This is a genomic window from Lysobacter solisilvae (assembly GCF_016613535.2).
Taxonomy (GTDB): Bacteria; Pseudomonadota; Gammaproteobacteria; order Xanthomonadales; family Xanthomonadaceae; genus Agrilutibacter; species Agrilutibacter solisilvae.
Genome location: NZ_CP071518.1, coordinates 1,238,051 through 1,252,663 on the forward strand (window position 1 = coordinate 1,238,051; position 14,613 = coordinate 1,252,663).

The window sequence follows — 14,613 nt, forward strand, 5'->3', positions numbered from 1 at the left end:
ACCCATGGATGTTTCGCATTTGCTCGACGCGCTGAATCCGGCCCAGCGCGAGGCCGTCAGCGCCCCTCCCGGTCACCATCTCGTCCTTGCCGGCGCCGGCTCGGGCAAGACGCGCGTGCTCATGCACCGCATCGCCTGGCTCAACGAGGTCTTCGGCGTGCCGCCCCACGGCATCCTGGCGGTGACCTTCACCAACAAGGCCGCCGGCGAAATGCGCGCCCGCGCCGACCATCTGCTGCGCCATGGCGCGCGCGGGATGTGGATCGGCACCTTCCACGGCATCGCCCACCGCCTGCTGCGCCTGCACTGGCAGGAGGCCAAGCTGCCCGAAGGCTTCCAGGTGCTCGACAGCGACGACCAGCTCCGCCTGGTCAAGCGCGTGGTGCAGCAGCTCGAACTGGACGACACGCGCTTCCCGCCGCGCCAGATCGTGTGGTGGATCAACGCGCAGAAGGACGAGGGCCGCCGCCCCGCCCACATCCAGCCCGACCCACGCGACGAATGGGCGGACGTCATGCACCGCGCCTACGCGCTCTACCAGGAACGCTGCGACCGCGCCGGTCTGGTGGATTTCGCCGAACTGCTGCTGCGCGCGCACGAGCTGCTGCGCGACAACGCGGCCCTGCTGGCGCACTACCGCGCCCGCTTCCGTGAACTGCTCGTCGACGAGTTCCAGGACACCAATTCGATCCAGTACGCCTTCGTGCGCGTACTGGCCGGCGACACCGGCCACGTGTTCGTGGTCGGCGACGACGACCAGTCGATCTATGGCTGGCGGGGCGCCAAGGTCGAGAACATGCAGAAGTTCCTGCGCGACTTCCCGGATGCGCGCACGCTGCGGCTGGAGCAGAACTACCGCTCCAGCGCCAACATCCTCGACGCCGCCAACGCGGTCATCGCGCACAACCCGGACCGGCTGGGCAAGAAGCTGTGGACCGACACCGGCACCGGCGAGCCGATCGACCTGTACGCCGCGTACAACGAGATGGACGAGGCGCGCTTCGTCGTCGAACGCATCCGGCAGTGGGTGCGCGACGGCGGCGACCACGGCGACGTCGCGATCCTCTACCGCAGCAACGCGCAGTCGCGGGCATTCGAGGAAATCCTGCAGGAAGAGCCAAGAATCCCGTTCCGCGTCTACGGCGGCATGCGCTTCTTCGAGCGGGCGGAAATCAAGGACACCCTGGCCTACATGCGCATGGTCGCCTCGCGGGTGGATGACGCCGCCTTCGAGCGTTCGGTCAACACCCCCGCGCGCGGCATCGGCGAGCGCACGCTGGACGAGGTGCGCCGGCGTGCGCGCGAGGACGGGGTGGCGCTGTGGGAGGCGGCGCGGCGCACGGTGCACGAGACCACGCTGGCGGCGCGGGCCCGCAATGCCCTGTCCGGGTTCCTCACCCTGATCGACGAACTGGCGCAGCAGGTGGCGTCCCTGCCACTGCCCGAGAAGGTCGACCACGTCCTGGCCCGGTCCGGCCTGCGGGAGCATTACGCCAACGAGTCGCGCGGCCAGCTCGACTCGCGCACGGACAACCTGGACGAGCTGGTCTCGGTCGCCTCGCGCTTCACCGGCGCCGACTCGGACGAGGAAGCCGCCGCGATGCCCGAGCTGGTCGCCTTCCTCAGCTACGCCGCGCTGGAAGCCGGCGAGGGCCAGGCCCAGGCGGGCGAGAACAGCGTGCAGTTGATGACGCTGCATAGCGCCAAGGGCCTGGAATTTCCGCTGGTGTTCCTGGGCGGACTGGAAGAGGGCCTGTTTCCGAGCATCAAGTCCAGCGAGGATGCCAGCCGCATCGAGGAGGAACGCCGGCTGGCCTACGTGGGCATCACCCGTGCGCGCCAGAAGCTGGTGCTCAGCTACGCCGAGACCCGGCGCATCCACGGCCAGGACATGTACGGCATGCCCTCTCGCTTCATCCGCGAGATCCCGGCCACGCTCGTCCACGAGGTGCGGCCGAAGGTCCAGGTTTCCCGGCCGATGTACGCCGCCTCGCCGCGGCGCGGCGCCATGCAGTCGGTGATCGAGGTGCCGGCGTTCAAGCTGGGCGCGCAGGTCAGCCACCCGAAATTCGGCACCGGCACCGTGGTCGACTACGAAGGCGCGGGCGCCCACGCGCGCGTGCAGGTCAACTTCGACGATGCCGGCGCCAAGTGGCTGGTCCTGGCCTACGCCAACCTCCAGCCGGCCTAGAACACCCCCGCCGGGCCGGCGCGCGGCGTCCCGCGAGCCTTCCGCGGGCGCCGGTCGTCGCCGTCTGGCAAAAAAGTCTGCATTTCCCGCCGAAAATCACTTGGCGCAGCGAATCTTATGGCCTACATTCCGCTTGCCGAGGGGATTTTCCAGGCACACCTCATCAAACACACTCCATCCGGGGGATACGTAAAAATGGCGAAGAAGAAAGCTGCTCCGAAGAAGGCCGCTGCCATGCCGGCTGCTCCCAAGCCGATCAAGGAAGTCCTGGGCAAGTCCGGGCTGGTCGCCCACCTGTCCGAATCCACTGGCGTGGCTGCCAAGGACGTCCGCGCGGTGCTGTCGTCGCTGGAAAGCGCCGTGCACGCTTCGGTCAACAAGAAGGGCGCCGGTGCATTCACCCTGCCGGGCCTGCTGAAGATCAACGTGGTCAACGTTGCGGCCAAGCCGAAGCGCAAGGGCATCAACCCGTTCACCAAGGAAGAGCAGTGGTTCGCCGCCAAGCCGGCCTCGGTGAAGATCAAGGTTCGCGCCCTCAAGAAGCTGAAGGACGCCGCGGCCTGATCCTCCGGCACGGCGCGCTGACTGCGCCGTGCACCGCGATCGACACGACAGCCTGCAGTGCGAACTGCAGGCTGTCTTGTTTTGGGTGGACCTCGATCCGGCGCGTCGCGACCCGTGGCAGGAGCGGCCGCGCGGATGGTGCGCGACCCGCCGCAATCACGGCGCGCAGGGTGCGCCGGCGGGCGTCAGCCAGATCCGGACCGACCGGGGCGCTGTCGGACCTGCGTCAGTTGCCCCACTCGAACAGCTTCCACATCACCGGCGACACGGTGCCTTCGCCTTCGCTGCTGTCCAGGCGTCCATCGCCATTGCGATCGACCAGGTAGTACGTGGGGCCGCGCCGCGGGGTGACCTTGACCACGTGCAGCTGGCCCTGGACCCGGTACTCCTCGATGCGGTCGCCATCCACCTCGCGGGTGGTCACGTCCGCGCCCTCCAGGCCGGCGGTGGGATCGTTCGCTGCAGGTGTACTCGCGCAGCCGGCCAGTGCGGCCGCGAGCACGAGGATGAGGGCAGGGCGGCGCATGGACGTTCTCCTGGAGTAGGTGGGGCAGGGCCCGGGGGCCGGGCGGAACGTGCGGATCGCAGACCCATCCGCGATGCCGCCAGCATACGCCCGCGGCCATGAAGCGGCCGTCGGAATGCCGGCCGGCCATCGGCGCGCAAAGCCGCGGGGTCGACGTCCTGGCGACGCTTGTCTTCGGTGGTGGCCAAGGCGCCACGCCGGCACGGTCCATCGCGCATGCCTGTTCCGCCGTCACGCCTGCACCCGGATCGCCGCATGCCGCGCCACGGTCCGCGGCGCGGCAGGGGATCGCCGCTAGAATCGCCGGATGAAGCGACTCGTCCTGATCGATGGTTCCAGCTACCTCTACCGCGCCTTCCACGCGCTGCCGCCACTCAACAATGAGCAGGGCGAGCCTACCGGGGCCCTGTTCGGCGTGGTCAACATGCTCCGCGCCACGCTCAACGAGCGGCCCGAGTTCATCGCCTTCGTCGTCGACGCGCCCGGCCCGACCTTCCGCGAGGCGCTGGACCCGCAGTACAAGGCCAATCGGCCGCCGATGCCGGACGACCTGCGCTCCCAGGTGCAGCCGATGTGCGAGATCGTGCAGGCGCTGGGCCTGACCATCATCCGCATCGAGGGCGTGGAGGCCGATGACGTCATCGGCACGCTGGCACTGCAGGCCGCCGCCGACGGCATCGACGTGACGATCTCCACCGGCGACAAGGATTTCGCCCAGCTGGTGCGGCGCAATGAAGCCGGCGCCGGCGTGGCGCTGGTAAACACGATGAGCGGCAGCCGGCTGGATTCGGACGAGGCGGTGATGGCCAAGTTCGGCGTGCGGGCCGACCAGATCGTCGACTTCCTGGCCCTGATGGGGGATAGCGTCGACAACATCCCCGGGGTCGAGAAATGCGGCCCGAAGACCGCGGCCAAATGGCTGGCCGAATACGACACGCTGGACGGCGTGATCGCCCACGCCGATGCGATTGGCGGCAAGATCGGCGAGAACCTGCGGCGCGTGCTCGACCGCCTGCCGCTCAACCGCACGCTGACGCAGATCCGCACCGACGTCCCGCTGCCGTTCGCCCCGTCCGAGCTGGTGCTGCGCAACCGCGACGCCGATGCGCTGCGTGGCCTGTACGCGCGTTACGGCTTCCGCCAGGCGCTGCGCGAACTGGAAAACGCCGGCGCGACGGTCGAGGACACGGCGCCGCCCGGCGTGCGCAACACCGCGGCCGGCTATGCGCGCTCCAGCGCGCCGGCCGCCGAAGTGCTCGACCCCCGCGCTGGCCGCGCCCGGCAGCTACGAGTGCCTGACCAGCGCCGAAGCGCTGGACACCTGGGTGGCCGCGCTGCAGGCGGCGCCGGCGTTCGCCTTCGACACCGAAACCGATTCGCTGGACCCGATGCGCGCCACCCTGGTGGGCATCAGCTTCGCGATCGAACCCGGCCGCGGCGCCTACCTGCCGCTGGGCCACACCTATCCGGGCGCGCCCGCCCAGCTCGATCGCGCGCGCACGCTCGCCCGCCTGGCGCCCCTGTTCGCCGATCCGGCCAAGGCCAAGATCGGCCATCACGGCAAGTACGACCTGCACGTGCTGCGACGCCACGGCATCGAAGTCGCCGGCTACGCCGACGACACGATGCTGGAAAGCTTCGTGTTCAACGCGACCGCGACCCGCCACGACATGGATTCGCTGGCCAAGCGCTACCTGGGCTACGACACGATCAAGTACGAGCAGGTGGCCGGCAAGGGCGCCAAGGCGATTTCCTTCGCCCAGGTCGGCCTCGACGAAGCCACCTGCTACGCGGCCGAGGATGCCGACGTCACCCTGCGCCTGCACCGCGCGCTGTCCGCCCGCCTGGCCACCGAGCCGGCGCTGGAGGCGGTCTATCGGGACATCGAAATGCCACTGGTGGGCGTGCTCGAGCGCATCGAGGCCAACGGCGTGCTGATCGACGCGGCGGAGCTGCGGCGGCAATCGGCGGACCTGGGCAAGCGCATGCTCGCGGCCCAGCAGAAGGCCACCGAACTGGCCGGCCGGACCTTCAGCCTGGACTCGCCCAAGCAGCTGGCCGCATTGCTGTTCGACGAACTCGGCCTGCCGGCGCTGGTGAAGACGCCCGGCGGCCAGCCGTCGACCAACGAGGAAGCGCTGGAGGCCATCGCCGACCAGCACGAACTGCCGCGCGTGATCCTGGAATACCGCGGCCTGGCCAAGCTGCGCAGCACCTACACCGACAAGCTGCCGGAGATGATCAATCCCGATACCGGCCGCGTGCACACCAGCTACCACCAGGCGGGCGCGGCGACCGGCCGGCTGGCTTCCAACGATCCCAACCTGCAGAACATCCCGATCCGCACCGATGACGGCCGGCGCATCCGCCAGGCGTTCATCGCGCCAGAGGGCCGCAAGATCGTGTCCTGCGACTACTCGCAGATCGAACTACGGATCATGGCGCACCTGTCGGAGGACGAAGGCCTGGTGCGCGCCTTCGAATCCGGCGCCGACATCCACCGCGCGACCGCCGCGGAAGTGTTCGGCCGTCCACTGGATGATGTCACCGGCAACGAGCGGCGTGCGGCCAAGGCGATCAACTTCGGCCTGATGTACGGCATGAGCGCCTTCGGCCTCGCGCGCCAGCTGGGCATCGCCCGCGGCGAGGCGCAGGACTACATCGCGCTGTACTTCTCGCGCTATCCGGGCGTGCGCGAGTTCATGGAACGCACGCGGCAGCAGGCCCGCGAACGCGGGTTTGTCGAGACCGTGTTCGGCCGGCGCCTGTACCTGGACAACATCAATGCCCGGAACCAGGGCCTGCGCGCCGGCGCCGAGCGTGCTGCCATCAACGCGCCGATGCAGGGCACCGCCGCCGACATCATCAAGCGGGCCATGGTGGACATCGACGCCTGGCTGGCCGACCACGGCGACGCGGCCCGGATGGTCCTGCAGGTCCACGACGAACTGGTCTTCGAGGTGGATGCCGGTTTCCTGAACACGCTTCTGGAGCAGGTCCCCCGCCGCATGGTCGAGGCGGCCCGCCTGCGCGTCCCGCTGGTCGTGGACAGCGGAGTGGGCGACAACTGGGACCAGGCGCACTGACTCGACAGTGGATGACAGCCCATCCGCCACGAAATCCCTGTTCAACTCCGATCGCACCAATTGCGGTAAAAAACCGCGCTATTTGCAGAGAATTGTGGGAATGAACACCCCCTGAATCCAACAAATTATTAACTGTTTTCTTCACGAACCATCCATGCGCGGGATGGTCATATTGTTCGCGACAGGTGCAACGCCTGTCGTGATCCTCCCTCCCCTGGAGCGATCCCGGAAGCGACGACCCCTCCCCAGGTCCCGCTTCTCCAGCCCCGCCGGCCCCCCCTGCCTGCGGGGCTTTTTATTGCCCGCGTTTTCCAGTGACGCTGTGTCGTCCGCGATTTTCCGGCGACGGGATGCTCCTCGTGGTGGCGTTCTCCGCCATGATGTTCCCGGCCGCGGCCGCGGCCGTGGGCGGCCACGAAGCGGTCGGGCATGCAGGCGCTGCCGACGCGCGCGCAGGTACAGGACATCCAGGCTCCGGGGGGTTGCATGAGCGATCTGTTTGACATGGCGATGCCGTGGTGGGAGTTCGTCCTGCGGGCCGTCATCGTGTACACGGTGCTGCTGCTGCTGATCCGCGTGTCCGGCAAGCGGACGATGGGCCAGTTCACGCCCTTCGACATGGTCCTGATCGTGCTACTGGGCAACGCCGTGCAGAACTCGCTGCTGGGCCGCGATACCTCGCTGGCGGGCGGCCTGCTGCTGGCGGCCACGCTGATCAGCATCAACTGGCTGGTGGGCTACATCACCTCGCGCAGCCGGCGCGCCGAACGCGTCCTGGAAGGCGCGCCGGTGGTGCTGGCGCGCGACGGCAAGCTGTTTCGCGGCGTGCTGCGCCGGGAACTGGTGAGCGAGGACGACTTCAACGAAGCGCTTCGCCAGAACGGTGAACTCGACCTTGCCGACGTGCGCATGGCCCTGCTGGAAACCAACGGCGCCATCAGCATCGTTCGGCGCGAGGGAAACGGCCGGAATTGCGGCGAATAGGACGCCGCACACGCGCCGGTGCAGGCCACCCGACCGTCAGGTCGTCGTGTCGATCTCGTCCACGAGCCAGTCCCGCGGCTTCAGGTAGTCCGCCAGGCGCGCTTCCGCACTGCCGGCGGCGGGCTCGAAGCCGTATTCCCAGCGCACCAGCGGCGGCAGGCTCATCAGGATCGATTCGGTGCGGCCCCCACTCTGCAGGCCGAACAGCGTGCCGCGGTCGAAGACCAGGTTGAATTCCACGTAGCGTCCGCGGCGGTACAGCTGGAACTGGCGCTCGCGCTCGCCCCACGGCATGTCGCGGCGCCGTTCGACGATCGGCATGTAGGCATCGAGGAAACCGTCGCCGACCGCGCGCAGGTAGGCGAAGTCGCGGTCGAAGTCCTCGTGCAGGTCGTCGAAGAACAGGCCGCCGACGCCGCGGGTCTCGTTACGGTGCTTGAGGAAGAAGTACTCGTCGCACCATTGCTTGTGTGCCGCATACCGGCCCTGTCCGCCGAACGGCTCGCACAGCGCGCGCGCCGTGCGGTGCCAGTGGCGGACGTCCTCGTCGACCGGATAGAACGGGGTGAGGTCGAAGCCGCCACCGAACCACCAGGCCACCGTCTCGCCATCGCGCATGGCGCGGAAGTGGCGGACATTGGCGTGGGTCGTGGGCAGGTGCGGATTGCGGGGATGGAACACCAGCGAGACGCCGGCCGCACGCCAGGTGGCCCCCGCCAGTTCCGGGCGCGCCGCGCTGGCCGAGGGCGGCAGGCGCGTGCCCGACACGTCGGAGAATCCGATCCCCGCCTGCTCGAACACAGCGCCGTCGCGCAGCACGCGGGTGCGACCGCCGCCGCCCTCTTCGCGCCGCCAGGCATCCTCCACGAAGCGGGCGCCGCCATCAGCGGCCTCGATCCGGGCGCAGATCCGATCCTGCAACCCGGTCAGCCAGGTGCGGATTTCGTCGAATTCGGGCAATGCGGTCATCCGCGCATTGTAGCGACGCGTCGCCCGGTTTCAGCCCGCTGGCTTGCCGTCCAGCACCAGCCGGGCAAGCGCGGCCTCGCCCTGCGAGAGCAGCTGCGCGGGCGTCTGCTGGAACCCCGTCAGCACCATCGCCTCGCCAATGCACCATTCGCGCTCGTGCGTGGACAGCGCGCGCTGCCCGTCCACGACCGCCTGCAGGGTGGTGCGCGTGGGTGCATGGCCGCTCTCGGGCGTGGCCAGCTGCTTGCGCAGGCCGCCTCCGGTGGAGACCGCCTGCAACAGGATCTGCATGCGCTCCTGCGCCAGCGCGGCCTCGGAGCCGCCGACGGTGTCGGCCAGCGGCACCGCATTGGCGAGCGCGGCGCGCAGCGCCGACAGTTCGGCCACCGCCTTGCTTTCCTGCGTGTCGCGCAGACGCAGTTCGTCCTCGAGCGCCTGGATCTCGTCGCTCGCGTCGCCGATCACTTCCGTATCCAGGCGCTTGAGCACGCGCGTGGACAGTTCCTGGAACAGCGCCGGGTGGGAATGTCGCAGTTCGCGCGTCACGCTCTGCCAGGCATACGCCACGCGCTGCGCGGCGGGCGCGTCCTGCGCGCCGGCGCGCCGGACGAGCTGCTGGCGGTCACGCGATTCGCCCAGCGCGATGATGGTGTCGTCGAGCAGTTCGCGCAGCGCCGACTGTTCGAAGTTCTTGTCGGCCTTGCGCAGCGCCGTGCGGCAGTCAAGCAGAAGGTTGCGGAGGTTGACCGGGGTGATTTCCATCGCGGGGACCTCCCGGAGCCTGAGCCAATGCCGGCTGTCATCCTCTCAGAACGCAGGACGGTCCGCACAGTCGCCACCGCTCCCCGGACAGGGGTGGGGGAGCGGTGGCGGCGGTTCTACTTCAGCACCCGTCCGAACAGCTCGTGGATGCGGCGGTACTCGTCGTACCAGGCATCGGAGTGGCTGAACGCGTGCCGCTCAAGCGGGTAGCCGGCAAGCTCCCACTTGTCCTTGTGCAATTCGATCAGGCGCTGCGCGAGCATCACCGAATCCTTGTAGAACACGTTGTCGTCGATCATCCCGTGGGCGATCAGCAGATGGTCCTGCAGCCCCTGGGCGTACTCGATGGGCGAGGAACGCAGGTAGGCCTGCGGGTCGAGCTCGGGCGTGTTGAGGATGTTGGAGGTGTACTCGTGGTTGTACTGTGACCAGTCACTCACCGGCCGCAGGGCGGCGCCGGCCTTGAACGTGCCCGGCTCGCGGAACAGGGCCATGAAGGTCAGGAAGCCGCCGTAGGAGCCGCCGTAGATGCCGGCGCGGTCGCGGTCGCCCTGGCGCTGCGCGACCAGCCAGTCCAGGCCGTCCAGGTAGTCCTCGAGCTCGGGATGGCCCATGCGCTGGTAGATCGCCGTGCGCCAGTCGCGGCCATACCCTTCCGAGGCGCGGTAATCCAGGTCGAGGACGATGTAACCCTCGTCGACGAGCAGGTTGTGGAACATCTGCTCGCGGAAATAGTTCGGATAGCGGTGGCTGACGTTCTGCAGGTAGCCCGCGCCGTGCACGAACATCACCACCGGATAGCGGCGGCCCGGCTCCAGCGTCCTGGGTCCGTAGAACTTGCCCCAGATGGTGCCCGCGCCGTGCTTGCTGGGCACCTGCACGTACTCGGGCTGGATCCACGGATACGCGCGGAACTTCGCCGAGCGCGTGTCGGTGAGCTGGCGCGGCTGGCTGCCGTCGATGCCCACCACGGACACCTGCGGCGGCAGGTAGCTGCGCGAGTGGCGCGCCAGGACGCGGCGGCCATCGGGCGAGAGCGCGAAGTCCTCGACGCCGTCCAGCGCGGTCACCTCACGCACTGCGCCACCGGCCCGGTCGACCGCGCACACCTCGTAGTCACCCGGGGCGCTGTGGTTGCACACGAAGAAGAAGCCCTGGCCGTCGGCGGACAACTGCGGCGCGGAAACTTCCCACTGACCCGAAGTCAGCGCGCGCGGCTTGCCGGCCGCGTCGAGCACGTACAGGTGCGAGTAGCCGCTCTGCTCGGAGAGGAACCACAGCGTGTTGTCCGGCGTCCAGCCGAAATCGTTGAAGCCCCAGTTGATCCAGGCTTGATCGGTCAGGCGGTGGCGTGGCTCCAGGCGGGCGCCGTCGATATCCACCGTCGCTATCCAGCGGTCCTTGTTGTCCACCGCGCGCACCAGCACCGCGGCCTGGCGGCCGTCGTCGCTCCAGTGGATGGCCGGACCGGTGCCGTCGCCGTCGGTCTCGATGCGCACCGCGCGCGCGCCCTTGAGCGGCTCCTGCTTGGCCGCCTTGCGCATCGCCGCGAGCGGGTCGGTGGTGATGCCGGGCAGCACGTCGAACTTCAGCTCCTTCACGCCGCCCGTGCGGGTATCGACCAGCCACAGCCGGTGCGGCAACGGGTTGCCACGGCCCACGCGGGTGCGGACTTCCTCGAACTCCTCGTAGCCCGATTCGGTGACATAGCGCGGCATCTTGCCGGCCTGGCCCGCATCGGCGTCCTTGGGCTGGGTGACCACCAGCAGCAGGCGGCCATCGGGCGCCAGCGCGCTGTCGACGATGGCGACGTCGGCGCCCAGGTAGGCGGTGGCGGGCGCGCGGGTCGGGTCGGCCTGGCGCCAGGCCTTTTCCTGCGCACGGGCGGCTTCGTTGCGACTGCGGTCGTCCTGCAGCGTACGGATCAGGCGCAACTGGCGCTCGCGCAGGTCATCGGGCTTGGGCGCCGCGTCGGGATCCTTTTCGGCCTTCACGATCGCGGCCTGGCTCACCCCGGCGCCGGCGCGCCACTGGAACCAGTCGTTGCCGGCGCGGAAGACGAGATTGCCGTCACGGCTGAACTGCGGCAGCGCCTCTGCCGCCTCGGTCCGCGTGACCTGCGTCAGCCCGCCGCTGCGCAGTTCGCGCACGAACACGTCGCCGTTGCGCACGAAGGCCATGCGCGTGCGCGCGGCATCGAAGACCGGGGCGGCGGCGTCGAGTCCGGCCAGCGCGGCGCCATCGACCTTCGTCCCGCTCGTCTCCTCCACGCCCTGTTGCCAGGTGTCGCGGATCGCCGTGCCGCTGCGCTTGAGCAGGTACTGCACGTGCTGTCCATCCCATGACCACCAGGCCTGTTCGACGGTCGGTCCGATCCAGTCCGGATCGGCCATCGCCTGCTCGAGCGTGATGGACACCGGTGCGGCCGGGGCGGCGGGCTGGGGTGTCTGCGCGAAGGCGGGGACGGCCAGGAGCAAGGCGGACAGCGGCAGCAGACGCATCGACGGACTTCCGGAAAAATGACCGCCGCAGCGTATCAGTCCGGCCGCGGTCGGACCGGGCCGGAAGTCATGGCCTGGCCCAGTGGAGAGTCGGCACAGGCGTGGGACGACTGCGAGGGTTTCGCCGAACGGATCCGGCAGGCCTGCGTGCCACGCGCGGGCATGCACCGCCGCACGTCTGGCGGCCTTGTGACTGGGCCGACTTTGCCGGATCAGCTGTGCCCGATCGACCTGGCCGGACCCGCTTTGCCAGATCGGCCTTGTGAGATCGTCCTTGTGAGATCGGCCGTGTGAGATCAGCCCTGTGAGATCGGCGTTGCCAGATCGGCGTTGTCAGATCAGGGCACGCGCGCATCGCGGATTACAATAATTCGCCTTGCAGCGCACAATGTCCGGCGCGGCGCCCCACCTGCGCGCCGCGGAGGCGTGATGCGTGGACGCGTTGCTGCTGTCGCGGATCCAGTTCGGGTTCGTCATCTCCTGCCACATCGTCTTTCCGGCCTTCACCATCGGCCTGGCGAGCTGGCTCGCGTTCCTTGAGTGGCGCTGGCTGCGCACGCGCGACGCCCTCTGGCGCGACCTCTACTTCTTCTGGCTGAAGATATTCGCCGTGTCCTTCGGCATGGGCGTGGTGTCGGGCATCGTGATGAGTTTCCAGTTCGGCACGAACTGGTCGGTGCTCTCCGAGAAGGCGGGCAACATCCTGGGGCCGTTGCTCTCGTATGAGGTGCTCACGGCATTCTTCCTCGAAGCCACGTTCCTCGGCGTGATGCTCTTCGGCTACAAGCGGGTGCCGGAAAAGCTGCATTTCCTGGCCACCTGCATGGTGGCGCTGGGCACGCTGATCTCGACCTTCTGGATCATCTCGGCCAACAGCTGGATGCAGACGCCGCAGGGCTACACCCTCACGGCGCAGGGCGTGTTCGAACCGGCGGACTGGTGGGCGATCGTATTCAATCCGTCGTTCCCCTACCGGCTCGCGCACATGGTGCTGGCCGCCTTCATCACCACCTGCTTCGTGATTGGCGGTGTGAGCGCGGGCTATCTGCGGCGCGGCCAGCATGTGGCGGCGGCGCGACGGATGCTGGTGCTTGCGGTCGCCTTCGCGGGGATCGCGGTACCGCTGCAGGTGTTCGTCGGCGACCTGCACGGCCTCAACGCCCGCGAACACCAGCCCACCAAGGTCGCCGCGATGGAAGCGCACTGGCGCGCGGGCGAGCCCGGCGAGGGCGTGCCGCTGGTGCTGTTTGCCGTGCCCAACCCGGCGGCGGAGCGCAATGACTACGAAGTGGCGATCCCGCGCGTGGGCAGCCTGATCCTCACCCACACGCTCGACGGCGAGATCCAGCCGCTGACCGCGGTGCCGCCCGATCAGCGCCCGCCGGTCGCCCCCGTGTTCTATGCCTTCCGCGTCATGGTGGGGCTTGGCATCGCGATGCTCCTGCTGACGCTGGCCTCGGCCTGGCTGTGGTGGCGACGCCGCCTGTTCGAATCGCGCTGGATCCTCGATGGCTGGCGCGCGATGACGCTGGCCGGTTTCGCCTGCATCCTGGCCGGCTGGTACGTGGTGGAGATCGGGCGCCAGCCCTACGTGATCTACGGCCTGCTGCGCACCGCCGACGCGGTGACGCCGACGCTGGCGGTGGGCAGCGTGCTGACCTCGCTGCTGGTGTTCGCGGCGGTTTACTTCACCGTGTTCGGCGCCGGCATTTGGTACCTGCTCAAGCTGATCCGCAAGGGGCCGCAGCCGCACGAGCCGATGCCGCAAAGCGATTCGGGCGAACGCACGCCGGCGCGACCGCTGTCGGTAGGCAATCGCACGCCCGACGACGCCACGCCGGAGGCCGCGCCATGAACTGGGCACACGTTTTGCCGGTGATCTGGTTCGGCGTGATCGGGCTGGGGGTGCTGATGTACGTGCTGCTGGACGGCTTCGTGCTCGGCCTGGGCATCCTGGCGCCCTTCGCCGAGGACGAGCACCAGCTCGACCACATGATGAACACCGCCGCGCCGATCTGGGACGGCAACGAGACCTGGCTGGTGCTGGGTGGCGCCGGCCTGCTGGCGGCCTTCCCCAAGGCCTACGCGGTGGTGCTGTCGGCGCTGTACCTGCCGGTGCTGCTGATGCTGATCGCGCTGGTGTTCCGTGGCGTCGCGTTCGAGTTCCGCTTCAAGGCCACCCGCGCCAAGCCGGCGTGGGGCGCCGCCTTTGCGCTGGGCTCGATGTTCGCCGCCTTCGCGCAGGGCGTGATCCTGGGCGCGCTGGTGGAAGGCATGCCGCTGCAGGGCGGCAAGTACCTGGGCGGCGCGTTCGGCTGGTTCAGTCCGTTCTCGATGCTCACCGGCGTCGCGGTGGTCTTCGGCTACGCGCTCCTGGGTTCCACCTGGCTGATCCTGAAGACCGAGGGCCGCATGCAGCTGATCGCGCGCACGCTGACCCGGCCCCTGGTGCTGGTCGTGGTCGCCTTCATGGGGCTGGTGAGCGCGTGGCTGCCGTTCCTGGACTCGCACATCATGGCGCGCTGGTTCGAGAGTGGAAATTTCTGGTGGCTCGCGCCCGTGCCGCTGCTGGCCCTGCTCAACGCGTTCGCGCTGTGGGGCGCGGCGATGCGCGAGGGCCGCGACGCCGCCCCGTTCCTGCTCACGCTGTGCTTCTTCGTGCTCGGGTTTGCGGGCCTGGTGCTGGGGATCTGGCCGAACATCGTGCCGCCGTCGATGAGCATCTGGGACGCGGCGTCGCCGCCGTCCTCGCAGGGCTTCGTGGCCGTGGGGCTGATCGTCCTGCTGCCGGCGATCCTGGGCTACACGTGGTGGTCCTACAGCGTGTTCAAGGGCAAGGTGGCGGCGGATTCGGGGTATCACTGAGCCGAAGCGGCGCGCGGGGCCGGGCCGGCGTGCTGGAACCGGGGCCCCCGGTCGGGCCATCCGGTCAGGCTCGGGCGCCCCGGGAACACCGACTCACCGGGGCTGATTCACGCGGATCGATCGATGTGACGCGTGTCCGCGGATCGGGGCTGTTCACGTTTCGCG

Annotated in this window: 9 protein-coding genes and 1 pseudogene; 6 read left to right on the forward strand and 4 right to left on the reverse strand. The window is 68.9% G+C overall.

The features are described 5' to 3' along the window. The first annotated feature begins 4 nt into the window (after window positions 1–4). Complete coding sequence (gene uvrD, locus I8J32_RS05435) at window positions 5–2,191, forward strand: DNA helicase II (protein ID WP_200614584.1); 2,187 nt, start codon at window positions 5–7, stop codon at window positions 2,189–2,191. Between the two features lie 195 nt (window positions 2,192–2,386). Then, window positions 2,387–2,755 carry an HU family DNA-binding protein gene (locus tag I8J32_RS05440; RefSeq protein ID WP_207526879.1) on the forward strand — a complete coding sequence of 123 codons (369 nt, stop codon included), beginning with the start codon at window positions 2,387–2,389 and terminating at the stop codon, window positions 2,753–2,755. 226 nt (window positions 2,756–2,981) lie between these two features. On the opposite strand, the gene I8J32_RS05445 is transcribed toward I8J32_RS05440, so the two are convergent. Continuing rightward, window positions 2,982–3,179, reverse strand: a complete 198-nt coding sequence (locus I8J32_RS05445; RefSeq protein WP_407060991.1) for a DUF2782 domain-containing protein — start codon at window positions 3,177–3,179, stop codon at window positions 2,982–2,984. 409 nt (window positions 3,180–3,588) lie between these two features. Here I8J32_RS05445 and polA point away from each other — a divergent pair. Then, a pseudogene (gene polA, locus I8J32_RS05450) lies at window positions 3,589–6,367 on the forward strand (DNA polymerase I). Window positions 6,368–6,853: 486 nt separating this feature from the next. Continuing rightward, window positions 6,854–7,351, forward strand: a complete 498-nt coding sequence (locus I8J32_RS05455; protein WP_200614579.1) for a DUF421 domain-containing protein — start codon at window positions 6,854–6,856, stop codon at window positions 7,349–7,351. A 36-nt stretch (window positions 7,352–7,387) separates the two neighbouring features. Here the strand turns inward: I8J32_RS05455 and hemF are convergent, their stop codons facing one another. The 3 genes from hemF to I8J32_RS05470 form a co-directional block, all read right to left on the reverse strand. Then, window positions 7,388–8,320 (reverse strand): oxygen-dependent coproporphyrinogen oxidase, encoded by a 933-nt coding sequence (gene hemF, locus I8J32_RS05460; RefSeq protein ID WP_407060992.1) that lies wholly within the window; start codon window positions 8,318–8,320, stop codon window positions 7,388–7,390. A 30-nt stretch (window positions 8,321–8,350) separates the two neighbouring features. Beyond that, the gene (locus tag I8J32_RS05465; RefSeq protein WP_200614577.1) at window positions 8,351–9,082 is read right to left on the reverse strand and encodes a hypothetical protein; all 732 of its coding nucleotides are present in this window, start codon (window positions 9,080–9,082) and stop codon (window positions 8,351–8,353) included. Between the two features lie 116 nt (window positions 9,083–9,198). Then, on the reverse strand, window positions 9,199–11,583 hold the full coding sequence (locus tag I8J32_RS05470; protein ID WP_200614576.1) for a S9 family peptidase: 2,385 nt from the start codon (window positions 11,581–11,583) through the stop codon (window positions 9,199–9,201). Between the two features lie 433 nt (window positions 11,584–12,016). Between I8J32_RS05470 and I8J32_RS05475 the strand changes: the two genes are divergently transcribed. Both I8J32_RS05475 and cydB read left to right on the forward strand, forming a co-directional pair. Further along, entirely contained in the window at window positions 12,017–13,438 is a 1,422-nt protein-coding gene (locus I8J32_RS05475; RefSeq protein WP_200614575.1) for a cytochrome ubiquinol oxidase subunit I, read from the forward strand. Beyond that, a complete protein-coding gene (cydB, locus tag I8J32_RS05480) occupies window positions 13,435–14,448 on the forward strand; it encodes a cytochrome d ubiquinol oxidase subunit II (protein WP_200614574.1) in 1,014 nt (337 codons plus the stop codon). Before I8J32_RS05475 ends, cydB begins: the two co-directional genes overlap by 4 nt. The last annotated feature ends 165 nt before the right edge of the window (window positions 14,449–14,613 follow it).